General features: G+C 53.4%; 25 protein-coding genes. 5 read left to right on the top strand and 20 right to left on the bottom strand.

What is annotated here, in order from left to right; all coding sequences use genetic code 11:
• Positions 1-39 precede the first annotated feature (39 nt).
• The 10 genes from D9A02_RS04700 to D9A02_RS04655 all read right to left on the bottom strand — a co-directional run bounded on the left by D9A02_RS04700 (position 40) and on the right by D9A02_RS04655 (position 10,849).
• Entirely contained in the window at positions 40-1,608 is a 1,569-nt protein-coding gene (locus tag D9A02_RS04700) for an arylsulfatase (RefSeq protein WP_120499805.1), read from the bottom strand.
• A 423-nt stretch (positions 1,609-2,031) separates the two neighbouring features.
• Positions 2,032-3,066, bottom strand: a complete 1,035-nt coding sequence (locus D9A02_RS04695; RefSeq protein ID WP_120499804.1) for a succinylglutamate desuccinylase/aspartoacylase family protein — start codon at positions 3,064-3,066, stop codon at positions 2,032-2,034.
• A gap of 87 nt (positions 3,067-3,153) precedes the next feature.
• Entirely contained in the window at positions 3,154-3,504 is a 351-nt protein-coding gene (locus tag D9A02_RS04690; protein ID WP_120499803.1) for an H-type lectin domain-containing protein, read from the bottom strand.
• A gap of 167 nt (positions 3,505-3,671) precedes the next feature.
• The gene (locus tag D9A02_RS04685; RefSeq protein ID WP_120499802.1) at positions 3,672-4,817 is read right to left on the bottom strand and encodes a LuxR C-terminal-related transcriptional regulator; all 1,146 of its coding nucleotides are present in this window, start codon (positions 4,815-4,817) and stop codon (positions 3,672-3,674) included.
• Positions 4,818-5,080: 263 nt separating this feature from the next.
• Positions 5,081-5,506, bottom strand: a complete 426-nt coding sequence (locus tag D9A02_RS04680) for a F0F1 ATP synthase subunit epsilon (RefSeq protein WP_120499801.1) — start codon at positions 5,504-5,506, stop codon at positions 5,081-5,083.
• A gap of 64 nt (positions 5,507-5,570) precedes the next feature.
• On the bottom strand, positions 5,571-6,995 hold the full coding sequence (gene atpD / locus D9A02_RS04675) for a F0F1 ATP synthase subunit beta (protein ID WP_120499800.1): 1,425 nt from the start codon (positions 6,993-6,995) through the stop codon (positions 5,571-5,573).
• 17 nt (positions 6,996-7,012) lie between these two features.
• Positions 7,013-7,891, bottom strand: a complete 879-nt coding sequence (locus D9A02_RS04670; RefSeq protein ID WP_120499799.1) for a F0F1 ATP synthase subunit gamma — start codon at positions 7,889-7,891, stop codon at positions 7,013-7,015.
• Between the two features lie 12 nt (positions 7,892-7,903).
• Complete coding sequence (atpA, locus tag D9A02_RS04665) at positions 7,904-9,442, bottom strand: F0F1 ATP synthase subunit alpha (protein WP_120499798.1); 1,539 nt, start codon at positions 9,440-9,442, stop codon at positions 7,904-7,906.
• Positions 9,443-10,003 carry a F0F1 ATP synthase subunit delta gene (locus tag D9A02_RS04660; protein WP_120499797.1) on the bottom strand — a complete coding sequence of 187 codons (561 nt, stop codon included), beginning with the start codon at positions 10,001-10,003 and terminating at the stop codon, positions 9,443-9,445.
• A gap of 381 nt (positions 10,004-10,384) precedes the next feature.
• Positions 10,385-10,849, bottom strand: coding sequence for an NUDIX pyrophosphatase (locus tag D9A02_RS04655; RefSeq protein WP_120499901.1), 465 nt, complete (start codon positions 10,847-10,849; stop codon positions 10,385-10,387).
• A gap of 91 nt (positions 10,850-10,940) precedes the next feature.
• On the opposite strand from D9A02_RS04655, the gene D9A02_RS04650 reads away from it, so the two are divergent.
• Complete coding sequence (locus tag D9A02_RS04650) at positions 10,941-11,276, top strand: VanZ family protein (RefSeq protein ID WP_120499796.1); 336 nt, start codon at positions 10,941-10,943, stop codon at positions 11,274-11,276.
• An 8-nt stretch (positions 11,277-11,284) separates the two neighbouring features.
• Here D9A02_RS04650 and D9A02_RS04645 read toward each other — a convergent pair whose 3' ends face one another.
• From D9A02_RS04645 to D9A02_RS04630, 4 genes are all read right to left on the bottom strand, one after another.
• Positions 11,285-11,992 carry a methyltransferase domain-containing protein gene (locus tag D9A02_RS04645; RefSeq protein WP_120499795.1) on the bottom strand — a complete coding sequence of 236 codons (708 nt, stop codon included), beginning with the start codon at positions 11,990-11,992 and terminating at the stop codon, positions 11,285-11,287.
• A gap of 77 nt (positions 11,993-12,069) precedes the next feature.
• A complete protein-coding gene (aroA, locus tag D9A02_RS04640; RefSeq protein ID WP_120499794.1) occupies positions 12,070-13,416 on the bottom strand; it encodes a 3-phosphoshikimate 1-carboxyvinyltransferase in 1,347 nt (448 codons plus the stop codon).
• Positions 13,417-13,500: 84 nt separating this feature from the next.
• Positions 13,501-13,857, bottom strand: a complete 357-nt coding sequence (locus tag D9A02_RS04635) for a RidA family protein (RefSeq protein WP_120499793.1) — start codon at positions 13,855-13,857, stop codon at positions 13,501-13,503.
• A gap of 75 nt (positions 13,858-13,932) precedes the next feature.
• A complete protein-coding gene (locus D9A02_RS04630; RefSeq protein WP_120499792.1) occupies positions 13,933-14,577 on the bottom strand; it encodes an RluA family pseudouridine synthase in 645 nt (214 codons plus the stop codon).
• 218 nt (positions 14,578-14,795) lie between these two features.
• Between D9A02_RS04630 and D9A02_RS04625 the strand changes: the two genes are divergently transcribed.
• The 3 genes from D9A02_RS04625 (at position 14,796) to D9A02_RS04615 (ending at position 17,399) form a co-directional block, all read left to right on the top strand.
• A complete protein-coding gene (locus D9A02_RS04625; RefSeq protein WP_120499791.1) occupies positions 14,796-15,272 on the top strand; it encodes a DUF3592 domain-containing protein in 477 nt (158 codons plus the stop codon).
• Between the two features lie 157 nt (positions 15,273-15,429).
• Positions 15,430-16,533, top strand: coding sequence for a chorismate synthase (gene aroC, locus D9A02_RS04620; RefSeq protein WP_120499790.1), 1,104 nt, complete (start codon positions 15,430-15,432; stop codon positions 16,531-16,533).
• Between the two features lie 20 nt (positions 16,534-16,553).
• Positions 16,554-17,399, top strand: coding sequence for a DMT family transporter (locus D9A02_RS04615; RefSeq protein WP_120499789.1), 846 nt, complete (start codon positions 16,554-16,556; stop codon positions 17,397-17,399).
• A 5-nt stretch (positions 17,400-17,404) separates the two neighbouring features.
• Here D9A02_RS04615 and D9A02_RS04610 read toward each other — a convergent pair whose 3' ends face one another.
• Entirely contained in the window at positions 17,405-18,106 is a 702-nt protein-coding gene (locus D9A02_RS04610; RefSeq protein ID WP_120499788.1) for a response regulator, read from the bottom strand.
• Complete coding sequence (locus D9A02_RS04605; protein ID WP_120499787.1) at positions 18,103-18,600, bottom strand: MarR family winged helix-turn-helix transcriptional regulator; 498 nt, start codon at positions 18,598-18,600, stop codon at positions 18,103-18,105. The genes D9A02_RS04610 and D9A02_RS04605 overlap by 4 nt, the downstream gene beginning before the upstream one ends.
• 159 nt (positions 18,601-18,759) lie before the next feature.
• Between D9A02_RS04605 and D9A02_RS04600 the strand changes: the two genes are divergently transcribed.
• A complete protein-coding gene (locus D9A02_RS04600) occupies positions 18,760-19,626 on the top strand; it encodes a branched-chain amino acid aminotransferase (protein ID WP_120499786.1) in 867 nt (288 codons plus the stop codon).
• Positions 19,627-19,696: 70 nt separating this feature from the next.
• Here D9A02_RS04600 and D9A02_RS04595 read toward each other — a convergent pair whose 3' ends face one another.
• From D9A02_RS04595 to D9A02_RS04580, 4 genes are all read right to left on the bottom strand, one after another.
• On the bottom strand, positions 19,697-20,908 hold the full coding sequence (locus D9A02_RS04595) for an ABC transporter permease (RefSeq protein ID WP_120499785.1): 1,212 nt from the start codon (positions 20,906-20,908) through the stop codon (positions 19,697-19,699).
• Between the two features lie 5 nt (positions 20,909-20,913).
• On the bottom strand, positions 20,914-22,185 hold the full coding sequence (locus tag D9A02_RS04590; protein WP_120499784.1) for an ABC transporter permease: 1,272 nt from the start codon (positions 22,183-22,185) through the stop codon (positions 20,914-20,916).
• A gap of 102 nt (positions 22,186-22,287) precedes the next feature.
• The gene (locus D9A02_RS04585; protein ID WP_120499783.1) at positions 22,288-23,379 is read right to left on the bottom strand and encodes an extracellular solute-binding protein; all 1,092 of its coding nucleotides are present in this window, start codon (positions 23,377-23,379) and stop codon (positions 22,288-22,290) included.
• Between the two features lie 113 nt (positions 23,380-23,492).
• The gene (locus D9A02_RS04580; protein ID WP_120499782.1) at positions 23,493-24,593 is read right to left on the bottom strand and encodes an ABC transporter ATP-binding protein; all 1,101 of its coding nucleotides are present in this window, start codon (positions 24,591-24,593) and stop codon (positions 23,493-23,495) included.
• Positions 24,594-24,917: the final 324 nt, after the last annotated feature.

Genomic DNA, 24,917 nt, shown 5'->3' with positions numbered 1-24,917 from the left:
CCCCGAAACACTCCGGAACCCGATAAAATCACGAGACTCTTATTTGGAGCCGATCTGCCCCAGTATTTTGTCCTTGGCGTCTCCGATCGTGAAGCTACCCGGCTCCTGACGTGGAGGGAATTCCTCGAACGTCGCAAGGAACTGCCCCACATAGTCGGCTGCTGGTAGCAGCAGGTAGACTCGGTCGATATACCAGTCCCAATACGTGTTGGACGTGATATTGGCCCGTTCATACGGGTCGCGGCGTAAATTAAACAGCAACGGAATACGCAGCTCTGTCCATGGCTCAGCCCATGCCTGCAGTGTTTGCGGGTATCTGTGCTCAAGGAAAATCGCCTTCCAATCGCCATAACGAAGTGCCGTCAGATCGCCATCATCCGAGAAATAGAGAACCTCGTTCCGAGGCGACGCATCTTCCTCGCCCAGAAGGTAATCTAGAGAATTATAACCATCTAGGTGAACTTTGTAGCTGCGCCCAATCGCTTCGACGTCACCTGACAAAAGCTGCTCCTTGATATCCGGAACACCGGCCATCGCCAGGAATGTTGGCAACCAGTCCATATGATGCATGATCTCGTTCGACACCGAACCTGGTTCGATTTTTCCCGGCCAACGAACCATCGCAGGAACCCGGAAGCCACCCTCCCAGTTGGTGTTCTTCTCACCACGGAACGGCGTCATAGCCGCATCAGGCCAGGTGTTCATGTGGGGCCCATTGTCCGTTGAATATTGAACAAAGGTCTTGTCTGCGATTCCCAACTCATCCAGCAAATCCAACAACTGACCTACATGCATATCGTGCTCAAGCATCCCGGCAGTGTATTCATCTGCAACGCCACCAATGATGTCATTGGCCTGCGCCCGCATGTCATCTTTCACATGCGTGCGGAAGTGCATGCGTGTGCCATTCCACCAGACAAACCATGGAACACCTTCTGCTTCTTTACGTTTGATAAAGTCGATGGCCCCTGCAAGGGTTTCCTCATCCACAGTCTCCATCCGCTTGCGTGTCAGTGGCCCCGTGTCTTCGATTGAGCCATCTGCAGACGATTTAATCACACCCCGAGGGCCAAATTGCTCGCGGAACGCTGGATCGGTAGGATAATCCTCGTTCTCGGGCTCCTCCTCGGCATTCAGGTGGTAAAGGTTGCCAAAAAACTCATCAAACCCATGATTTGTTGGCAACATCTCATCTCTGTCACCCAAATGGTTTTTGCCGAACTGGCCCGTTGCATAACCCTGCTCTTTCAGAAGGCCCGCAATGGTCGGGTCTTCCAACTGCATGCCTTCTGGCGCGCCAGGCATGCCCACCTTGGATAACCCTGTACGGAACACTGATTGCCCCGTGATGAACGATGACCGGCCAGCAGTGCACGATTGTTCAGCGTAATAGTCGGTAAAAATCATCCCTTCATTTGCAACACGGTCGATGTTCGGGGTTCGATACCCCATCAAGCCCATGGTGTAGGCCGAAATATTTGATTGGCCGATGTCATCGCCCCAAATGACAAGTATGTTTGGCTTGTCGACCTCTTGTGCCGATGCAAGCCCGGTAAATAAGATTAAAGCAGCGGATGCTTGCGCCAGCCTTCGAAAGATATGCGACATGATAATTAGTCTCCCCAGATAAAATTCAATAGAAATTTCTGCTCGCGCTTTGGTGTGGACACATACTTTATTATAGGTCGATTATAGGTTCAAAATTACATTTGCATAGCCCAACACAGCCCACGGTTGATTTAACGAATGGCAATTGACGTTTTGATCTGCCGATGTTGCCTGACTAGCCGGGCAAAGGTGCTCTTTGTGAAATAATTTCTTAATATATATCCACCCTAAAACCACAGAACCAATAGTTTTGGTATTATTGGCAAGCCACTGTACACACAGCGCTCATCAACGAGAAAACGCAGGAGTGCATGCAGCGAATTCCATACTCTGTAAAAGCCTTACAGATACGTTATCGAAATATGATGTGGCCTAAACGTGTTGGTTAACGATGCTGTCTAGCTGGTTAACAATCGTGGCGTTTCAGATGATCTCATCTTCATCAAACAGTGGGGCTGCCTCAAGTTGGGCATTTACCCCTTCGGCAGCCGCATCCGCCCGCGCAGTTTCCGCAATGTGAAAAAGGGCATCACCCTCATAGACACCAGGCATGTTCGTTCGGCCAATAACGATCCCATGCGTTTCAGCATAGACCTCGTCTTCCACTTCACCGAACGGATCAGAGATGGCGCCCAGTACGGTGCCCGGTTGCACTACATCGCCAATGGTAACATAGCCACGGAACAACCCGCCTGCCGGTGCCCTGTACCAGCTCGAATCTCCGGCCAAAACCGGTGCATGTTTGACTTTCGGCACCCCTTTGCTGCCAACCATGCCCAAATGCTGCATGACCCGCAGGATACCACTGACGCCTGAACGCGCAGCCAGTTCATCAAAACGCAACCCTTCGCCAGCCTCAAACAGCAATACATCGACGCCAGCCTCTTCTGCCGCCATACGCAAAGAACCTTCGCGCAGCTTGGATTGCATCATCACCGGCGCACCAAAGGCACGCCCCAGCTCGGCCAGGTGCTGATTGCCGGTGGTTAGTCTGATCTGCGGCAGGTTGTTGCGGTGGATCGCCGCTGAATGCAAATCAATCCCGACATTTGAACGCCGGACCACTTCCGTCATGAAAATATGTGCTAAGCGAGAGGCCATCGATCCCTGACTTCCGCCGGGAAAACAGCGATTGAGATCACGCCGGTCTGGCAGGTAACGTGAATGGTTCAAAAATCCATAGGTGTTCACAATTGGCACCGCCAGCAAGGTGCCAGCCATCGATTTTAGCGCTGTCGCCTTGAGCAGGCGCCGCACGATCTCCACCCCGATCACCTCATCCCCGTGAATGGCGGCTGAGACAAACAATATCGGGCCGGGTTTGCGCCCGTGCACCACATGTACCGACAGGTTGACCGGTGTGTGATCGCTAAGCGTACTGACAGGGACATCGATGGTTCGCCGTGTTCCGGCTTCAACTTCATGGTCGCCAATTTCAAAGGGTTTGCGCTTTGCCATGGGGTCTGCTTTCTGCTTCACTCAGGCTCCGATAGGAAATATTTGCGTGACTGTCCATTCATGGCAGTCAGCAAGACAACGACTGTGTCAATAAAGCTCCCAGTCATCGGCATGCCCAAGCGCACCGATAGCCAACCAGCTGATACGAGCCCGAGCCACTCGCGTGTCCCCCCAAGTTCGAAATATGACATCAAAGCCATTCTTGGTAATATTTTCAGCAGAGACATCCGCCCGCGCATTGACCGCCGTATCCATATCCCACATCGAGAGGGCTACATGTACTGCAGGCGGCGACTTGAAAGGTTGACTGAACCGAAGCGCTTTGCGGCGCATGCGCGGGCCTTTGCCCGTCCACATCTCACCGCCATCTTCAAAATCTGAGAACAGGATATTATCACCCTGATCAATCCCGACGATCTGATTAACCAATTGTTTCATATAAACGTCAACAACACACTATATTTTCACGCTACCAAATCCGCGTCTGTAGTATAATACAAAGAGAGTCGCACGGCACGTCAATCTCATAAATTGTGTTTTCGTCAAAAATACGAGTAAATTGAGGACCTAATTGAGATTTCACACCATTAGACACCCGTTTCTCATCACGGCGCCAGGCGATGCACTAACGCCGTCAGTGCTGACTGACTGCGTACGCCAGATTTATCATACACCGATTTGAGCTGATTGCGCACCGTATTGAGGCTGATGTTTTTACGCCCTGAAATATCCAATAGAGCCTCTCCCCGCGCTACAGCTACGGCGATACCACACTCGGCCGGGGTAAGGTTATACAGCAAGGCAAGCGCCTCAGACGCCGCAGCCAGCTCAGGCTTCGCATTTGCCAGAACAAGTATCGAGGCCGCGTTCCCGCCGTCCATCAGAAACGACGCTTCTGACGCTATTTCATCGTCCAATCTGAACGGATTAAGCGTGGCAACAACCCGCACTCCTGCCTCAATCTGCACGACAAAACTTGCGGCCCCAACAGCAAGTGAATCGTGTTCCCGATGCGCCAACGCGCGCATCATCAACGTCTCTGCATGCTGATCACGAAGACACAAACGTTTTTCTCTATCCTCACGAACGGCGTGTCCCAAGCGCAGCAACTTGCGTGCACTGCCGTTGGCAAACAGAATTTTAGCCTGATCATTCAACAAAAACACCGAATGCCCAACCCGGTCTAAGGCCAGTTCAGCCACGCGTGCCTCGATCTTTTGTCCCTGCAGCACACGTTGCATTTCAAACGCGCGGCGAATGTGTGGGGCAAGAAGGTTGAAGGTTTCCAACAACAGTTCGGTCTTTTTCTCTTCCTGCTTTAACCGAACATGCCCCGCCAGAATTAGCATCTGATCTTGTGTGTTGCACAACATCCCGCCGGCACCACCGCCGATGTTTTCTTGCGGCTTCAAAAAGTCATTGTAAAATTCGCTGTTCATAAATGCGCTGCGGTCAATCTTCTGACCGCAGGCGCGAAAATCCATCGGCTGCAAATGAGCCATCGCCTTTGGAAACGGATTTATCTGGGAATAATATTCAATGTAGCGGTCAAGATACTCCTGCGAATAACGGCTGGTGATTTGGCCCATCGCCAAACCGCTGCGCATGTCGTGGCCGTAAAGTGTAAGATATACGCCGTCCAGCACGCGGTCCAACTGGTCAACCAGCTCATGCCATTTCGCCGGATCTGCGCCCGCACTATAGATAGTGTCAACTAGCCCATTGAATTGTTCGAGTGATATCTGCGCCATACTCTCTTTTCAAAATAACCCTTACCACTTTCGCTTAATGATATGCGGAAACGCAGTTTCAAAGCAAATTGCCCCGGCCAGCACAGGCTAACCGGGGCAGATCATATCAAATATTCTAGTCAAAGCCCCAAAGGGGAACTCTTCGGAAGTCACCAGATCACCAGCATTGATCAATTCCGCTCCGCCCGCATGACCCATATGGACTATAAGCAACAAAAAAGGGGCCACTCAGGCCCCTTTTTACATCACAATGTGATGGTGTCTTAGTTCGCGCTCAGGCCGATCTCGTCACCGATGGCAACCATGTCCGACAAAAGTTTGGCCGCTTCGTCAACCGGGCCAGGCTCATTCTGATACGCGTCTTGCGCATTGCTCAGACGGGCATTAGCTTCGTCGATCATCGACTTGAAGTCTTCTTTCGTCATGGTGTCACGTGCAACCGCACGCTCTGCCAAAATCGAAATGCTGCTGCCGTTGATTTCGGCAAAACCGCCGGTCACAACGTATTCGCTGGTTCCGGTCTTGCCAGTTACTTTGACGATACCCGGGCGCAGCGTGGTGATCAGAGGCGAGTGATCAGGCATTGCTGTCATGTCACCTTCGGATGCGGGGATCTGCACCTCGGTTGCCTCGACCGAAGTCAACAGGCGCTCGGGCGATACCAGATCGAATTGCACTGTGTCAGCCATAAGGCCCTCCTTGTCATGTTCGTCGGGGCCCAAGTGAACCGGGGCCCCGTCTTACATCGCAGTATTAGGCGGCTTCCGCTGCCATTTTTTCGGCTTTCGCGATCACATCGTCAATGCCGCCAACCATGTAGAAGGCGCCTTCTGGCAAGTGATCGTATTCACCAGCAACAACCGCCTTGAACGAGCTGATCGTGTCTTCCAATGGAACCTGAACACCGTCCGAGCCGGTGAACACTTTCGCAACGTCAAACGGCTGCGACAAGAAGCGTTCGATCTTACGCGCACGGGCCACGGCCAGTTTGTCTTCTTCTGACAGTTCGTCCATGCCAAGAATGGCGATGATGTCTTGAAGCGACTTATAACGCTGCAGAATCTGCTGAACGTCGGTTGCTACTTTGTAGTGCTCTTCACCGATGACCAGCGGGTCTAGAAGACGCGAGGTCGAGCCAAGTGGATCCACAGCAGGGTAAATACCCTTTTCTGAAATCGCACGGTCCAGAACGGTTGTCGCATCAAGGTGCGCAAACGATGTCGCAGGAGCAGGGTCAGTCAAGTCATCCGCAGGAACATATACGGCCTGAACAGATGTAATCGAACCGTTTTTGGTCGATGAAATCCGTTCCTGCATCGCGCCCATGTCGGTCGCCAGTGTTGGCTGGTAACCCACAGCCGAAGGAATACGACCCAACAGGGCCGAAACTTCGGAACCGGCTTGTGTAAAGCGGAAGATGTTATCAACGAAGAACAGAACGTCGGAACCAGATTGATCACGGAACTGTTCCGCCAGTGTCAGACCTGACAGGGCAACACGCATACGCGCACCTGGAGGCTCGTTCATCTGGCCGTAAACCAGCGAAATTTTCGATTCTGACAGGTTGTCAGGAACGATAACGCCGGATTCGATCATCTCGTGATACAGGTCGTTACCTTCACGGGTCCGCTCACCAACACCCGCGAACACGGACACACCAGAGTGCACCTTCGCGATGTTGTTGATCAGTTCCATGATCAGAACGGTTTTGCCAACACCGGCACCACCGAACAGACCAATTTTACCACCTTTGGTGTAAGGTGCCAGAAGGTCGATAACTTTGATACCTGTTGTCAGGATCTCAGTTGCTGTCGACTGCTCAGCAAACGTCGGTGCATCGCCGTGGATGGCGCGCGTTTCTGTTGCCGCAACTTCACCCTGTTCGTCAACCGGCTCGCCGATAACGTTCATGATGCGGCCCAAGGTCGCCGTTCCGACTGGAACAGCAATCGGTGCGCCAGTGTCGGCCACGGCCTGACCGCGAACCAGACCTTCGGTCGCGTCCATCGCGATGGTCCGGACAGTGCCTTCACCAAGGTGTTGCGCAACTTCCAGAACCAGTTTCTTACCGTTGTTGTCGGTGGTCAAAGCGTTCAGAATCTCGGGCAGGTCGCCGCTGAACTGAACGTCCACCACGGCGCCGATCACCTGCGTGACTGTGCCTTTTGCATTTGCCATGTTTCGTCTCCGGTCGTTTAGAGCGCTTCAGCGCCCGAAATAATTTCAATAAGCTCGTTGGTGATCACAGCCTGACGTGAGCGGTTATACTGAATTGTCAGTTTGTCGATCATCTCACCAGCGTTGCGGGTGGCGTTGTCCATCGCAGACATCCGTGCGCCTTGCTCGGATGCACCGTTTTCCAGCAGAGCACTGAAAATCGCTGTGGCCACACCACGAGGCAGCAAGTCAGCCAAAATCGCGGCTTCATCAGGTTCGTAGTCGTAGAACGCACCGTCATCCTCACCCGTATCAAACGCGCTGACATCCGCTGGGATAATCTGCTGAATGGTTGGGATTTGGGTCACAACGTTCTGGAACCGTGAGAAGAAGATCTTCGCCACGTCGAACTCACCTGCGTCAAAGCGCGACAGAATATCGGCCGCAATGCTTTGTGCATTAGCATAGCCCAATTTCTTGACTTCGCTCAAATCAACATGATGGATAAAGTGCTCGCCCAGATCGCGTTTGATCGCGTCCCGACCTTTTTTACCCACCGTGACAATCTTGACGGTCTTGCCTTCAGCCAGCAGTTTTTGAGCTTCAACACGCGCCATTTTGGCGATGTTCGAGTTGAACCCACCACAAAGCCCGCGCTCGCTCGTCATCACAACCAGCAAATGCACCTGATCCGATCCGGTTCCAGACAACAGTTTGGGCGCACCAGCGCTATCGCCAACTGACGATGCCAGCTTGCCCATGACGTTGTTGAACCGCTCCGTGTACGGGCGCGATTGTTCGGCCGCTTCCTGGGCCCGCCGCAGTTTTGCGGCGGCCACCATTTGCATGGCCTTGGTGATCTTGCGGGTCGATTTGACCGACTCGATCCTGTTTTTAAGGTCCTTAAGGGACGGCATGCCTGTCTCCCCTTATGCGAAGTCTGCTGCGAATTCGCCCAGCGCTGCCTTGATCTTGTCCTCGGCTTCCCCTTTTATCTTCGGGTCTTCCTTGGTGATGTAATCCAGCAGGTCGCTGTGCTTGCCACGCAGGTGCGCCAGCAAACCGGCTTCATAACGGCCAACAGCTTTCACGTCGATCTTGTCCAAATACCCATTGGTACCGGCGTAGATCATGCAAACGATTTCAGCGTTGGTCAGCGGCGAATACTGTGGCTGTTTCATCAGCTCGGTCAAACGCGCACCACGGTTCAGCAGCTGCTGAGTTGCGGCATCAAGGTCGGAACCGAACTGCGCAAAGGCAGCCATTTCGCGGTACTGAGCCAGTGACAGTTTAACCGGACCAGCAACAGATTTCATCGCGTTTGTTTGAGCAGAAGAGCCCACGCGAGAAACTGACAGACCAGTGTTCACAGCCGGGCGGATACCCTGATAGAACAGTTCGGTTTCAAGGAAGATCTGACCGTCAGTGATCGAAATCACGTTGGTTGGAATAAACGCTGAAACGTCACCACCTTGTGTTTCAATGATAGGCAGAGCCGTCAGAGAGCCGGAACCGTTATCTTCGTTCAGCTTGGCCGAACGCTCCAACAGGCGGGAGTGAAGATAGAAAACGTCACCAGGATAGGCTTCACGACCGGGTGGACGACGCAGAAGCAGTGACATCTGACGATACGCAACCGCTTGCTTGGAAAGGTCATCATAGATGATCAGAGCGTGGCGACCATTGTCACGGAAGTGCTCTGCCATCGCTGTTGCCGAATATGGCGCCAGGAACTGCATCGGAGCCGGGTCAGACGCGGTTGCGGCAACAACGATGGAGTATTCCATCGCGCCGCTTTCTTCCAGCTTCTTAACCAGCTGCGCAACGGTGGAACGCTTTTGACCAACCGCGACATAAACGCAGTACAGTTTCTTGCCTTCATCGTCGCCAGCGGCTTCGTTGTAAACTTTTTGGTTCAGGATGGTGTCCAGCGCGATGGCTGTTTTACCTGTTTGACGGTCACCAATGATCAGCTCACGCTGGCCACGGCCAACCGGGATCATCGCGTCAACTGATTTCAGACCCGTTGCCATCGGTTCGTGAACCGATTTACGTGGAATGATGCCAGGCGCTTTAACGTCTGCCAGACCACGGGTATCCGACTTGATCGGACCTTTGCCGTCCAGCGGGTTACCCAGTCCGTCAACAACACGACCCAGCAGGCCGTCGCCAGTTGGCACGTCCACGATGGATTTGGTGCGCTTAACGGTATCACCTTCTTTAATCTCACGGTCGGAACCGAAGATAACGATACCGACGTTGTCGGCTTCCAGGTTCAGGGCCATCCCCATAACGTTACCGGGGAATTCGACCAGCTCACCAGCCTGAACATTGTCCAGACCATGAACCCGTGCAATCCCGTCACCAACAGACAGAACCCGGCCAACTTCGGCCACTTCAGCCTCTTGTCCGAAATTCTTAATCTGGTCTTTCAGGATCGCAGAAATCTCTGCTGCTTGGATACCCATTTATCCGACCTCTTTCATTGCATTCTGTAGGGAGTTCAGGCGCGAAGCGATCGACGTATCGATCATTTTCGAGCCCACCTTAACGACAAGACCGCCGATGAGACTTTCATCAACGGTCGCACTAATCTTGACGTCCTTGCCAACGCGCGCTTTCAGCGTTTTGGCCAGTTTTTCGGACTGCGTCTTGGTCAGCGCCTTAGCACTGGTCACTTCAGCAGTCACTTCGCCTTTATCCTCGGCGATGCGCGCGCTTAGTTGCGCAACTAGCTGCGGCAGAACAAACAGACGGCGCTTTTGCGCCATCAGGTTCAGGCCGTTTTGCAGCTCGGGAACTAGTTTCATTTTCTTGCCAACCGCAGCAATCGCAGCCCCTTGTTCTGCACGAGGCACAACCGGGCTCTGGATCAGGTCGCGCAGCTCGGCACTGTCGTCCAGTGCCGCGGCAAGATCAGTTAAATTCTTCTCGAGTTTCGTCAAAGAGCTGGACTCTTTCGAAATTTCGAAGATCGCGGTGGCATAGCGGTCAGCAATGCCAGATGAGATCGAAGCTGGTTCGGACACGTCCACCCTTCCGATATTGGCCCCGGCTGTAGCTCTTAGCGGCTGGCTCCGGGGGCGTTTAAACACAGCGCACCGTAAGGAACACCGATTTTCCGCGTGGGTGTAGCAGAGCCGCGCTCACCTCGCAAGCCAGTTAGCCCAGTCTTCTAGGCAGTGAATATTGTTACTTTTCAGCTAGATAACCAGAGTGCGACCGAATGTGCCGAATTTAAATCTTGAAAAAGCGCTGCTTTCCACATGTTTTCAGCGATTCCTCCTGTTTGAAGCCTTCTCATCGTTAGCGATATCACGCCCGAGACACCCAAAGATGCGCATACCTCTTTGGGGTTATGCCGCCAGAAATCATACACTCAAACGGCCATAGATTCGGATCTCAACGTGTCACCCTTCAAACAATAGAAGTTGTGGATGGACTGGGCGATTGACAATCTCTTCTTCGACGTGCCGCAATACATTTCGCTGCCCCGCAAATGGCACCATATCTCTGGCCTGCTCAAATGAGACCCATTGAAAATCACTATGCTCGTGGTTCAATGATATCACATCATTATCACCGACAATTGCGACAAACACCGCCGCCATCGTGATTGCATCGCGGTCCGCCTCATAAAATTGCTCACATATATCTGCAGAATATAGCTTGAGCGCCGACAACCCAGTTTCTTCCATCAACTCACGCAACGCTGCCTGCCAGGCGGTCTCGTTTCCCTCAATGCCACCCGCAACCTGACACCACTCACCGGTAAGCGTCTGCGTCCGCTTCAGCAGTAACACCTCAGCTTCGGTCTCTACTTTTCGTAGGACGATCAAAGATACCATAAACGAACGGATTGGGATTTCTGACAATTTCGCCTCCTGAACTTTCATAAAAAACGACGGAATTGGTACCTTAATAATCTGGCTTTCTCACGTCATCAGATCGTTATATGTCGCACCAATGAAAAACCCAATCGCCCTTGTGCTCACCTGCGCCATTGCCCTGCTCATAGCCTATGGCACGCTCAAGCCCCCCGGCTCGTCAAGCGATCCTTGGATATTGAACGACAAACAAGTGCATTTCTTGGCGTTTGCGTTTTTGACCCTGCCCATGGGTTGGGTCCGCCCTCAGGCAGTATTGTGGCTGGTGCCGCTTGCCATTTGCTATGGCGGTATAATCGAACTGATACAGCCCATGTTCGGACGGGGCGCAGAGCTGGGCGATTTAATAGCCGACGGCTTGGGCGCTATGACCGGCGCCCTCCCGGGCTTAATCCGTCACAGCATCCGCAACTAAATCAGCAATTACGACGTTCTGAGCGTACAGGTGCTCCTCACCTTTCGCGCTTTTCGAAAATAGTCGTGCATACCCTGACGATCCCGGCCCAATATTCGTTCTTTATCAAGCCACGCCAATTCGTAACCTATAGCCTCGGCCATCATTTCCGTGGCTTGGCGGCTGGGTATCCCTACAACCGTCTGCGATAAGTTGCCCGATATTGGCGTCGCGTTGAGCACATTTTCAGTGTTTTCCAGAACCAATTGAATCATACCATTGTTGGCTTCAATAAATTCGCCATCGATAATGATCAGTTTCGGTTCAAGCTTCTGGCACAGTTTCAGCAGCCGCATGTGGTCCATGATGTGATAGAAAATCCCATAGACTGCAATCACGTCAAATTGCATGCCGTCCACAACCATTTTCTCCATGACATCAAAAATGTCACCACAGAGCAGCTTTACATTTGGTTTGAAATTTATTTCCGGAAATCCTGCAAACCGGTCAACCAGTTCCTGACGCGCTTCGACACCGGTCACCTCTCGCGCTCCTGCTGCTGCAAGGGCATAAGACCACCGCCCATCATGGCAAGCCAAGTCAAGAACCCGCGCATTTTTTAGATCCGAAGCAAAGGGCTCGACAATCAAACGATAACGCTGGTTCAGACGATAAACACCTGCTTCATCGAGATCATAAGGGGGCACATAATGCAAGAAATCGAAAAAATCCGTCATCGCCGTTCAGCCCTAGGAAGCAAAGAACATGACTTCTCAACTACAACGTCTACCGAAGTTGGCAAAGCCCCATTCCGTTATTCGCTACGAATATCAGCCCCCAACTGTGTCATCAGAGGTTCAAAAATCGGAAAGGAGGTCGCAATCGGGCCGCCGTCATCCACGCTGACGGGCTGTTGTGTGGAAAAACCGAGCACCATGAACGACATCGCAATCCGGTGATCCAGATGACTGGCACAGGTTGCGCCGCCCGGAACATTCCCGATACCCATGCCTGTGACAATCCACCAATCATCGCCTTCGTCGACTTCAACCCCGTTGGCGCGCAGGCCGCGGGCCATCGCATCAATCCGGTCGGATTCCTTGACCCTCAATTCTTTAACACCACGCATGACCGTCTGTCCTTCTGCATTTGCTGCGACCACAGACAGAACAGGGTATTCGTCAATCATGCTGGCTGCGCGCCACTCAGGCACCTCGATGCCCTTCATGTTAGGCGAATACTTGGCACGTAGATCGGCAACAGGTTCACCGCCCTCTTCGCGCATGTTTTCATAAACAAGATCCGCGCCCATCTCGCGTAGCGTATCAAACAAGCCCGCACGGGTTGGGTTCAGGCCAATATTTGGCACCAAGACATCCGACCCTTCGGTGATCAACGCTGCACAAACCGGAAAGGCTGCACTTGACGGATCACGCGGCACCGCAATGGTTTGCGGCTTCAGCTCGGGCTGACCTGTCAGGGTGATCACCCGACCATCATTGGTCTCTTCTGTGCTGATCTCAGCGCCAAAGCCCGCCAGCATCCGCTCTGTATGGTCTCGCGTGGCTTCCTGTTCGATCACCACGGTCTGGCCTGGCGCATTCAAACCCGCCAGCAACACCGCTGATTTAACCTGTGCCGACGGCACCGGCACGGTGTAATTCACTGGCACGGGGCTTTCGGCCCCAACAATCGTCATCGGCAAACGCCCACCAGAACGCCCAACCGTCTGCGCCCCGAACAATGCCAGCGGATCAGTGACCCGCGCCATTGGCCGTTTGTTCAGACTGGCATCACCAGTGAAGGTCACCGAGATCGGGCAGGTCGCCATCGCGCCCATAATAAGGCGCACACCAGTGCCCGAGTTGCCACAATCCATCACCTGATCAGGCTCAGCAAAACCACCAACCCCAACGCCATGCACGGACCACGACCCATCTTCATGCTTGGTCACTTCCGCACCAAAAGCCTGCATTGCCTTGGCCGTGTCCAGCACGTCCTCACCTTCCAGCAAGCCTGTGATCTTGGTTTCACCCACGGCCATCGCACCCAAAATCAGTGATCGATGCGAGATCGACTTGTCCCCAGGTACATCTGCCACCCCGGACAGGCCGGATGATTTATACGACGTCATCGGGATGGGGGTGCCGTGGCCAGACATGGGCGCGCCTTTCAAGATAGAATTCCACCGATCTGATAGCGCAACCACTTGGCCGCGTCCATCAGCATTGCAGGCAGGTTTTATTTATGCTTTGCCTTCTGCCGCAATCACCAGAAACTCAACTTTGAGCACTGGCCGCGCCAGTTTGGATTCACCGCAAGCACGTGCAGGCGCATGGCCGGGAGCAACCCAGTTGTCCCATACCGAATTCATCTCAGCAAAATCGTTGATGTCAGCCAACCAGATCGTTGTGTGCAAGATCCGGGTCTTGTCTGATCCCGCTTCTTCCAACAGGGCCTCGACCTTCTCCAGACAGGCACGGGTTTGCCCCGCGGCATCCTCATGCGTGTCATCGACCTGACCCGTCAGATAGATCACGCCGTTGTAAGATACGATCTTGCTGGACCGCTGTCCGGTGTGGTGGCGTACGATATCGCTCATGGTCTGATGTCCTTTGATAGATTTTCACGCATTCCCTGCCCGATCTATCGGCAAGGGGCAAGAGAGCATCAACGATCAGAACGGCACTTTCGCCCGAAACGACATGCCACGTCCGCTTTCAGGGTGGTTTACCCGCAATTCCTGTGCATGGAGCATCATCCGCTCATGCTCAGCAGCCGCGCCCTCGGCATAAAGCGGATCCCCCAGAATCGGATGCCCCAGCGCCAGCATATGCACGCGTAACTGATGGCTCCGGCCGGTGTGCGGCAGTAACCGCACACGGGTCTCATCCTTTGTGGTTTTCAAAACCCGCCAATCAGTGATCGCCTCTTTACCCGTCTCATGGCAAACCATTTGACGCGGGCGATTTTCCCAATCCACAATAAGCGGAAGATCAATGGTCCCGACCTTGTCCTGCAGCGTTCCCTCAACTCGCGCGACATATGTCTTTTTGGTTTTGCGGGTCTCAAACTGCATCGACAATGAGCGCTGCGCATGTGGCGTCAGGCCAAACACCATCACGCCTGATGTATCGCGGTCCAACCGATGCACCAAAAGTGCTGTCGGAAACGCCTCTTGCACGCGGGTCAGCAGGCAATCCGCCAAATGTTCTCCCCGCCCCGGAACGGACAACAACCCCTCAGGTTTGTTGACGGCAACAATTTCATAATCCTCATGCAGGACATCAAGCGGCGTATCGGGGGGGGAATAATCAGACATGGTGCCCGCCTACAGCAAGAATGCACTTAGGAGCCAGCTTTTATTGCGCAAAGACGGATATGCGGGACTTAGCCGGCATTGCAGCTCACGGAAAATTTAACCGCACCACGCCAACGTTCCCTCGTGTATAAGGCGTCTTATATGGTAACTTAAGGCAGTGGTAATAAAACATTCATTTGGGAGTTAAATCATCTGATGCTCATTACTATTTCTTTATCATGAACACTTTTCTGGAACAGCTTTTTTCGGGTGATCGTGATGCCATCATTCTGGGAGCCGCCGGCTATTTTGCGTTGATGGCGGTAATTGCGTTTGTTCGCATGTTCTGGCTCAGCCGTTGGCCAAGCGTCGTCGGCGTATTGCACGAGGAAGGAATTGAAGGTTCTGGCATGGGCGCCACTTCAACTGATGAACGCGAATATATAGCTATGGTACGTTACAGCTATTCCGTTAATGGCGTGACTTATGAAAGTGATCGCCTGAATGCATGGTACGTGTCTGTCACCCACAATTTGCGCGCGCTCCTAAAATATCAATTTCGTGGAATAGAGCGGCATGAGGGGGCCAATGTAACTGTTTTTTACAACCCTCGAAAACCACATAAATCATACCTCGATGTGCCCGGCTGGCGCTCGATTGTTCTAGTCGTGGGGTTGTGTTTCGGATTGGCGGCCTTAATTCTTTCCGCACTATAGCCATTCCCGGTATGTTTGATCTGGCTCTGAGCGGTCCCCGGATGCATTGCAGCATCCTCCACTGGTAAATCCTTATCAAAGCCACAAAGCAGATTACCTAAAACCACTTGAGGCACAGCGCACACAGCGATACACCGCTCTCAAAGGAGCGCCGCATATGAGCCTGAATACATTTGGTCATCTCTTCCGTGTCACCACTTGGGGTGAAAGCCATGGACCCGCTTTGGGCGCTACGGTTGACGGCTGCCCTCCGGGTGTGCCGATCACGCCAGAGATGTTGCAACAATGGCTTGATAAACGCCGCCCCGGCCAGAACAAAAACACCACGCAGCGCAATGAACCTGACGCAGTGGAAATCCTATCTGGTGTGTACGAAGGGCAAACCACCGGCACGCCGGTGCAGCTGATGATCAAGAACACCGATCAGCGTTCCAAGGATTACGGCGAGATTGCCAAGACCTTTCGCCCCGGTCATGCCGACATTACCTACCACCAAAAATACGGCCTGCGTGACCCGCGCGGCGGTGGTCGCAGCTCTGCCCGTGAAACCGCAGCCCGCGTCGCCGCAGGTGGTTTGGCCCGTGCCGCGTTGGCAGAACTGGCCCCTAATGTTGAGATCAAAGGCTACATGACCCGCATGGGCGATCTGGAAATTGATCGCAGCCGGTTTGACTGGGACGCCATTGAAGGCAATGATTTCTGGATTCCCGACGCCGAGGCCGCCCCCGAATGGGAAGCCTACCTGCAAGCCATCCGTAAAGACCATAACTCTGTTGGCGCTGAGATCGAGGTTGTCGCCCGCAACATCCCTGCCGGTCTGGGCGCGCCGATTTATGGCAAGCTTGATACAGACCTGGCCGCCGCGATGATGTCAATCAATGCCGTCAAAGGGGTTGAGATTGGCGAAGGCATGGCCGCCGCCCGCCTCAAAGGCACCGAAAACGCCGACGAGATTTACATGGGCGACAACGGCCCTGAATATAGCTCAAACCATTCGGGCGGCATTTTGGGTGGTATCTCCACCGGACAAGACGTGGTCGTACGCTTTGCCGTCAAACCCACATCATCCATTCTGACACCACGCAAATCGATCCGCATCGATGGCAGCCCGACCGAAGTGATCACAAAAGGCCGCCACGACCCCTGCGTCGGTATCCGCGCTGTGCCCGTGGCCGAGGCAATGATGGCCTGCGTCGTTCTTGACCATCTGCTGCTGCATCGCGGTCAGGTCGGCGACGGCCCGCGCGGCAGCATCGGTTAAACGTAGATAAGGAAACGCCCATGTCCCTGATTGTTTTTCTTGCAATAATCGGGGCGGCGCTTTTGCATGCCTCATGGAACGCGATGGTCAAAGGCAGCGATGACAAGCTGACCAGCATGGCCGCCGTTGTGTTTGGACACGCACCGTTTGCTGTGTTGGCCTTGGCGTTTGTGCCACTTCCTGCTGTGGCATCCCTGCCCTATCTATTTGCAGGCATTGGTTTGCACTTTGGCTATCAGATATTTTTGCTTCAATCCTATAAGCTTGGCGATCTGACGCAAGTTTATCCAATTGCCCGCGGCTCGGCCCCATTGATCGTCGCTGCAATTTCCGTTGCGATTTTGGGCGTCACGCTTAGCGTTTCAGAGTTACTGGCAATCGCGTTGATTGGCATCGGCATTATTAGCCTGACATTGGTGCGTCGCGCTGACGGTCAACGCAATGCCAAGGCCGCGTTTATGGCCCTGACCACTGGTGGATTTATCGCCTCTTATTCACTGATTGATGGATTGGGCGCGCGTGTTTCAGGAACGTCATTGGGCTTTTTCGCGTGGCTGGCGCTGGGCAACAGCCTGTTGATGGCACTCTATATTGCCGCCCGTTCACCGGGTACATTTAGGGCGGTCTTCACTCGTGGACGTAAGATCTTTCTGATCGGAGGCAGCGCATCGTTCATCGCGTATGCGCTGATTACATGGGCCTTTACGCAAGCCCCTATTGCCGTGGTCACCGCCCTGCGCGAAACCAGCATCATCTTTGCCCTGTTCATCGGTGTTTTCTTCCTTAAGGAGCGCCTGGATCTGGCCAAGCTGCTCTCGACTATGCTGACCTTGATTGGCGCAGCGTTGTTGCGCTACGCCAGATAACCGCTTTAATCCGGGATCAGCATATACCCCTCACCGCGCACCGTTTGCAGATAGCGCGGTTGTTTTGGGTCAGTTTCGATCTTGCGACGCAGGCGTGTAATTTGCACATCCACCGCGCGTTCTTGTGCCTGTCCCTTATCGCGGCCAAGATCCTCGACCAACTTGGCGCGGCTTACTGGTTCGCGTAAGTGCTCGGCAAAGATCCGCATCAACTGTACCTCGGTCGCCGTGAGGCGCACAGACTCTTCGCCGCGCATCATCTCGACCCGTTCGATATCAAATCGCACTGGCCCCATGTTCAGCACCTTGGGTGCCACCTGTTCTGGTTCCGGCTCGGGCATCCGGCGCAGAATGGCGTTGATCCGTAGCAACAGCTCTTTAGGCTCAAACGGTTTTGGCAAGTAATCATCCGCACCCGCTTCAAGCCCGGCGATACGATCATCAGTATCGCCTTTGGCAGTCAGCAGCAGGATCGGCGTTTGCAGATTTTCACGTAGGCTACGCGTCAGCGCAACACCGTCTTCACCCGGCATCATCACGTCCATCACGATCAGATCGAACTCCAAGCCCGACAGGATCCGCCGTGCATGGGCAGAGTCGCGGGCGATAGAAACCAGAAAGCCGTTACGCGCCAAAAACTTGCGCAGCAATCCACGGATACGTTCATCGTCATCCACAATTAACAGGTGGGGGGCTGGTTCACTCATACGTCTTTCTCCCTGATGGCCTGATAATGCCGGCGCATCTTCGCATCCATCATCTGCTCCAGAACCGCACGAAATCCGGCCACGGCTTCTGGGCCTGCATTGCGATACGCGGTTCGCATCCGAACACGTTGCGCATCACTCAGTTTCTTTTCAAGCGCTTCGCCTGCTTCTGTCAAAAGCAGGTTACGTTCCCGTTTATCCGACTTTCCCACCCGGCTTTCAACCAACCCATCTTCAACCAGTGTACGCAACACCCGGTTCAATGATTGCTTGGTCACACCAAGAATGCTCAGCAGGTTGTTGACCGTTGTGCCTGGGCTGCGTGAAATGAAGTGGATAGCCCGGTGATGGGCCCGCCCGTAAGCCATGGTTTCTAGAATGCGATCAGGATCCGCCGTAAAGCCGCGATAGGCAAAAAACATCGCTTCGATCCCCTGCCTCAACTTTTCATCCGTTAGAAAGAGAAGATCGTCACCGCTTGATCTGCTGGCCATCCTGCACCCCGGTTACTTACACTTTACAACACGATAATACGTCAGCTTTGTTGACATTCCAAGTGTGAACTGGTACCGAATCGCAGTTTCTTGGTAATTTTATGTCCGATACGGACATTTCCCGCGCAACAAATGAAAAATGAGCCTAGGAGAATGACAATGGCTGCCTATGATGACCGCGACGGTAAAATTTGGATGGATGGTGCAATGGTCAACTGGCGCGATGCCAATGTGCACCTTCTGACACATGGGTTGCACTATGCTAGCTCGGTCTTCGAAGGGGAGCGGGCTTATAACGGCAAGATATTCAAAAGCCGCCAGCACTCCGAACGCCTGCACTTCTCGGCTGATCAACTGGACTTTGAGATCCCCTTCTCGGTTGACCAGATTGAAGCCGCCAAAGAACAGGTTCTGAAAGAAAATGGTCTCACCGATGCCTACATCCGTGCCGTTGCATGGCGTGGCGCGGGCGAAGACATGGGTGTCGCCAGCGCACGCAACCCGGTTCGTCTGGCCATCGCCGCCTGGGAATGGGGCAACTACTACGGCGACGCCAAGATGAAAGGCGCCAAGCTCGACATCGCTAAATGGAAACGCCCAAGCCCGGAAACCATTCCAAGCCACGCCAAAGCCGCCGGTCTCTATATGATCTGCACCCTGTCCAAGCACGCGGCCGAGGCCAAAGGCTGCTCGGATGCGATGATGTTTGACTATCGCGGCTACGTGGCCGAGGCGACCGGTGCAAACATCTTCTTCGTCAAGGACGGCGAGGTTCACACACCTAAGCCGGACTGCTTCCTCAACGGCATCACCCGTCAGACCGTCATCGGTATGCTGGAAGAGCGCCAGATCAAGGTGCATGAGCGCCACATCGAGCCCGGCGAGCTAGAAGGCTTTGAACAATGCTGGTTGACCGGCACCGCCGCCGAAGTCACCCCCGTTGGCCAGATCGGTGATTACACCTTTGAGGTTGGCGCCCTCGCCCGCGAGATTTCCGAAGGCTACGAAAAGCTGGTTCGGGAATAATCAACGCACCATTCCAAAACAAAAAGGGCGCCACAATGGGCGCCCTTTTTTATGTATCTGTGTCGCTACTTTACTGCGGGCTCATACCGCGCAGGCGCTCTGATCGGCGGCGCAGGAATTCCAGCGTCATCAACAGAGCAATCGAGATTCCAACAAGGATTGTCGCCACAGCCAGAATGGTCGGGCTGATCTGCTCGCGCAGGCCAGTGAACATCTGCCAAGGCAATGTCTTCTGGCTCGCAGAGCCAACAAACAGCACCACAACCACCTCATCGAATGACGTGATAAAGGCGAACAGGCCGCCTGAAATCACACCCGGCAGGATCAAAGGCATCTGCACCCGGAAGAACGTTGTCACCGGATCCGCCCCCATGTTCGACGCGGCACGGGTCAATGAGCGATCAAAGCCCACAAGTGTCGCTGTCACTGTGATGATCACAAAGGGAATACCAAGAACCGCATGCGCAAGGACCACTTTCACATAGCCCACAAAGTTTTTGTTCAAGCCAAGCGTACCTTCCATCCAGTTACCGATCTGAGAGTAGAAGAAGAACATGCCTGTGGCTGAGATGATCAGCGGAACAATCATTGGCGAGATCAAAATCGCCATAATCGCCCGGCGTCCTGGCACGTGTGATTGCGAAAGACCAATCGCCGCCAATGTGCCAAGGCTCACCGAGATCACCGTGGCAATAGGCGCGATCAACAAAGAGTTCTTAAAGCTACGTTGCCATTCGTTGTTGGTAAAGAAATCGCGGTAATGCTTGAGTGAATACCCTTCCGGATCAAGCCGCAGCATTTCTGGCGTAAAGGTAAAGAAGTCCTGCGCGTTGAACGACAGTGGCATCACCACAAGAATCGGCGTGATCAGGAAGATAAAGATCGCGCCACAAATGACCCGAAAGCCATAGTGCCACAAAACCTGACCAGGTGTGAGGTACGGCAACAGGCGCGCACGATAGCGGCCTTCATATAGCCAGTAGATAAACCAGCTATAAAACCACCCCGCAAGTGCACCTATGATGGCTGCGGGAAGGCCGCCAAAAACAAAGCCAAGTATGGCCAACCCGATAATGGAAATCCACTTCGCGAGCTTTTCGTTCTTAAGCACCTGAGTAAAGACCAAGGCCAGTCCGGCAATGAAAGCCGCGCCAATGACCATCCCCAGAGGGCCTGACCCGTTGGCGGTCCCGACAAAGAGGCCAAGGATCGCGCCTGCGGCGGCGACAGTTGGCAAGACCAATGACATTGGCTTGCGTGAGATCGGTGTTAGTGCTGCCATCTGCCTTACCCCAGTTTAACGTTATCGATGCCGACGATCTTGTCGTAAGCCCAGTAGAGAATAAGGACCACCACCAGCAAGATTGTCCCCAATGCGGCCGCAAGACCCCAGTTGAGAGAGCTGGAAATGTGATAGGCAATCCGGTTCGAGATAAAGACACCTTTGGTGCCACCAACGATTTCAGGCGTGATGTAGTAGCCAATCGACAGGATGAAGACGAGGATCGAACCCGCACCAATCCCTGGGATCGATTGTGGGAAGTAAACCCGCCAGAACGCTGTCCAATTCGTCGCGCCCATGGATTTTGCCGCGCGCAGGTATGTCGGTTGAATGGTCTGCATCACCGAATACATCGGCAAGATCATGAACGGCAACAGAATGTGCGTCATCGCAACAACAGTACCAAACTGGTTGTTGATAATCACCAATCGCGCATCATCAGCCACAAGTCCTAACCAGACCAAAACCTCGTTGATCACACCTTGTTGCTGCAACATCACCTTCCATGCGGATGTCCGCACCAAAAGCGACGTCCAGAATGGAAGCAGGACTAAGATCATCAGCATGTTTGCTTGCCGAGCCGGCAGGTTCGCCAAGATCCAGGCGATCGGATAGCCTAGCAAAATGCAAGATCCCATGATGATCAATGACATGATCAACGTGCGGACAAACAGCTTCACAAGTACCTTTTTATTGTCAGGTTGTGCCTCGATGCCATCCGGTGTCTTCTGCATATCGATCGCATTTAAGAAGTAACCGTTGGTATACTTTCCCGCGTGAGTCTGGATAGTTTTCCAGTTTTCTACATCACCCCAGCCCTTGTGCAGCTCGATGAACTTTTCCTTGTATGGGGCATCCGCAGTGGGATCCCATTTTTTGATCTTCCGACCCGATTTGCGGAACATCGACGCCATGCCGGTTTTTTCATAATTCAGACGGGTGGCCAGTTTCGTGTGTTTTTTGGCCTTTACCGCTACGATCATGTCGCGCGCCATCGCGGCATACACCTCTTCCGACGGCAATTCCCCCGATGAGGAATCCCACTGCGCCAGAATTGGCACTGTTTCGGGCAGCGTATTGATGACGATGTCGTTCTCAACCGAGCGGAACAGCATCGAAATGATCGGGATGATAAAGGAAACCAGTACGAAAAACAGCAGCGGCGCAATCAGCAGCAAGGCACGCGTTTTCTGGACTCTCAAAGCACGGTTGAGGCTGCGCTTTAACGGTGTCCCGTCAGCGGCCAGCACCGGGCCTTTGTCGGCAGTGTCACTCATCTTCATCCCCATCGGTTCTTATTATTTTATTTATAGGGCCGCAGAGGTCTACGGCATGGAAAGGGCCGTTTTTCGGCCCTTTCCTTAATCATTCAGCACAACTTATTGTGCCAGCCACGCTTGGAACTTGGCTTCGATGTCGTCGCGATAGTCCGCCCAGAACTCGTAGTTATAGAGGAACGTGTTCGCAGCATTGTTTGGATCGGTTGGCATGTGTGGTGCCATGTCGATACCCAGATCAGCGTGCTTGCCAACCAGTGGTGCCGAAGACTTACGCGCCGGACCATAAGAGATCCATTTCGCTTGGTCGGCCAGACGCTGTGTGTCTGTCGCGAACATGATGTAGTCCAGAGCACGCGCTTTGCGCTCATCGCTCAGACCCGCAGGAATGATCCAACCATCAAGGTCAAACACCTGAGCGTCCCAAAGCATCGCAACAGGTTGCTTTTGCTCTTCGATCACGCTGAACAGACGACCATTGTAGGTCGAACCCATCACAACTTCGCCGTCCGCCAAAAGCTGTGGCGTATCCGCACCGGCAGACCACCAGACAACGTCGTCTTTGATGGTGTCCAGTTTGGCCAACGCTCGGTCTTGACCTTCCTCAGTTGCCAGAACGTCATAAACGTCTTCCTTGGCAACACCATCACAGAGCAGTGCCCATTCGACATTGTTGATCGAACGTTTTTCCAGCGAACGCTTACCAGGATAAGCTTCGGTATCGAAGACGTCACAAATCTTGCTTGGTGGTGTGTCACCTACCAAGTCAGTGCGATAGCCAAATGTGGTCGAATAAACGATCTGCGGAATGAAGCAATCGCCAACCAGCAGGTCGCCAAAGTCTTCCGACGCAGGTGTGCCATCCGGCGCAGGCGCCAACATGGTGTCTGGGTCGATTTCCATTGCCAGACCTTCGTCGCACAGACGCAAAGCGTCAGCCGCAACAACGTCCACAACGTCCCATGTCACGTTGCCCGCTTCGTCCATCGCACGCAGCTTTGCAACCGCTTCGGCAGAGCTATCATCGTTGATGATGGTGACCCCAGATTTTTCCGAATACGGGTCATGATATGCGTTCTTTTGCGATTTAGTATAAGCGCCACCCCAGGAAACGATGGTCATTTCCTCAGCTGCAACCGCGCCTGCTGCAACAGTCAGCGCTGTCGTTGTAAGCAGTGTTTTGGTCAGTGTCATACAGTAGTCTCCCTAAATTAGCCCGCTGCTAACATTATTAGAGCCCCGTCACGGGCGAACATTGGAACTCTTTATCCATCGCACGCCCAAGGACATGCGATATTCTTTAGCCCTTAGGCATCTAGTGCGCGGCAGTCTTCCGGCAACCAGCCGATCTCGATCTGCTCACCCGGCTGCAAACGCACCTGATCCGGCGCGTTCCGTGTCTTGACGATAAATTCGTCATTGCCAGCCACCCGCAGACGTGTGCGGAAGATGTCGCCCATGTAGATGAACTCAAGCACTTCCGCTTTCAGCGTATGCGCGCCCTCTTGCAGGCGGTCTTTGTTAAACTCAACACGCTCTGGCCGGATTGACACACGGGTGCGATCGCCAACTGCGCTCACATTCACCGGCTTACAATCGATAAGTTCGCCATCATCCAACTGAACCAGCGCCTGACCACCCTTGAGCTCTTTAACAGTTCCCAACAGCGTGTTGTTTTCGCCAATAAACTGCGCAACGAAGCTGTTTTTGGGCTCTTCATACAGCGTATCCGGTGGATCCAGCTGCTGAATACGGCCATCATCAAACACCGCAACGCGGTCTGACATGGTCAGCGCTTCAGTCTGGTCGTGCGTCACGTAAACCGTTGTAATGCCAAGGCTGTGTGCCAGGTGGGTAATTTCGAACTGCATTTTTTCGCGCAGCTGCTTATCAAGCGCGCCCAGCGGTTCATCCATCAAAACCAGCTCAGGTTCAAACACCAGTGCACGTGACAAAGCGATCCGCTGCTGCTGACCGCCTGACAACTGTGCCGGCCGACGGCCACCAAAGGCCCCCATTTCAACCATCTCCAGCGCGCGCTTCACTTTGGCTTCACGCTCCGACTTGCCAATTTTGCGCACTTCCAATGGGAAGCTCAGGTTTTCAGCAATCGTCATATGTGGGAACAGGGCGTAGTTCTGGAACACCATACCAATTCCGCGTTTATGCGGCGGGATGTTGTTGATCGATACACCGTCCAGTTTGATCGATCCGTGTGTCGCCGTCTCAAATCCAGCTAGCATCATCAGGCAAGTGGTTTTACCAGATCCTGAGGGCCCAAGCATCGTGAGAAACTCACCTTTGGGCAATGCGAGATTGAGATCCTTTACGACCAGTGTTTCGCCGTCATAACTTTTCTGAACGCGTTCAAACTCAACGAACGCATCGTTGTTGCGTGGCTCGGCCAACTGTGTCTCCCCATTGTTTAGTCGTGGTTGTTCCACGTTTGCCCCAGACTAAACTCCGAAAAATGTCGCGGTGCAAGCTCAATGCGGCATTTTCTTCCGAATTCGCGACACCCGCTTTCAGACGACCATTTCGTTCATAAAATACACGAATGATACTGAGATCCACACACAATAGACCGTTTCAATATGCGCAAACCATCATAATTATAGGCAATTCGCCATATCCAAATACAGGCAATTGGCCTTCAAAAGACCTAGATTAATAAGAAACCACAAGAGCCAAGCTGCTTGCGGTTTCTTGAAAATCACAGGTATTCAAATGAA

The sequence above is a fragment of the Roseovarius sp. EL26 genome, assembly GCF_900327775.1.
Lineage (GTDB): Bacteria > Pseudomonadota > Alphaproteobacteria > Rhodobacterales > Rhodobacteraceae > Roseovarius.
The sequence above is the reverse complement of the archived record's forward strand: the minus strand, read 5'-3'. Positions and strand labels throughout refer to the sequence as shown.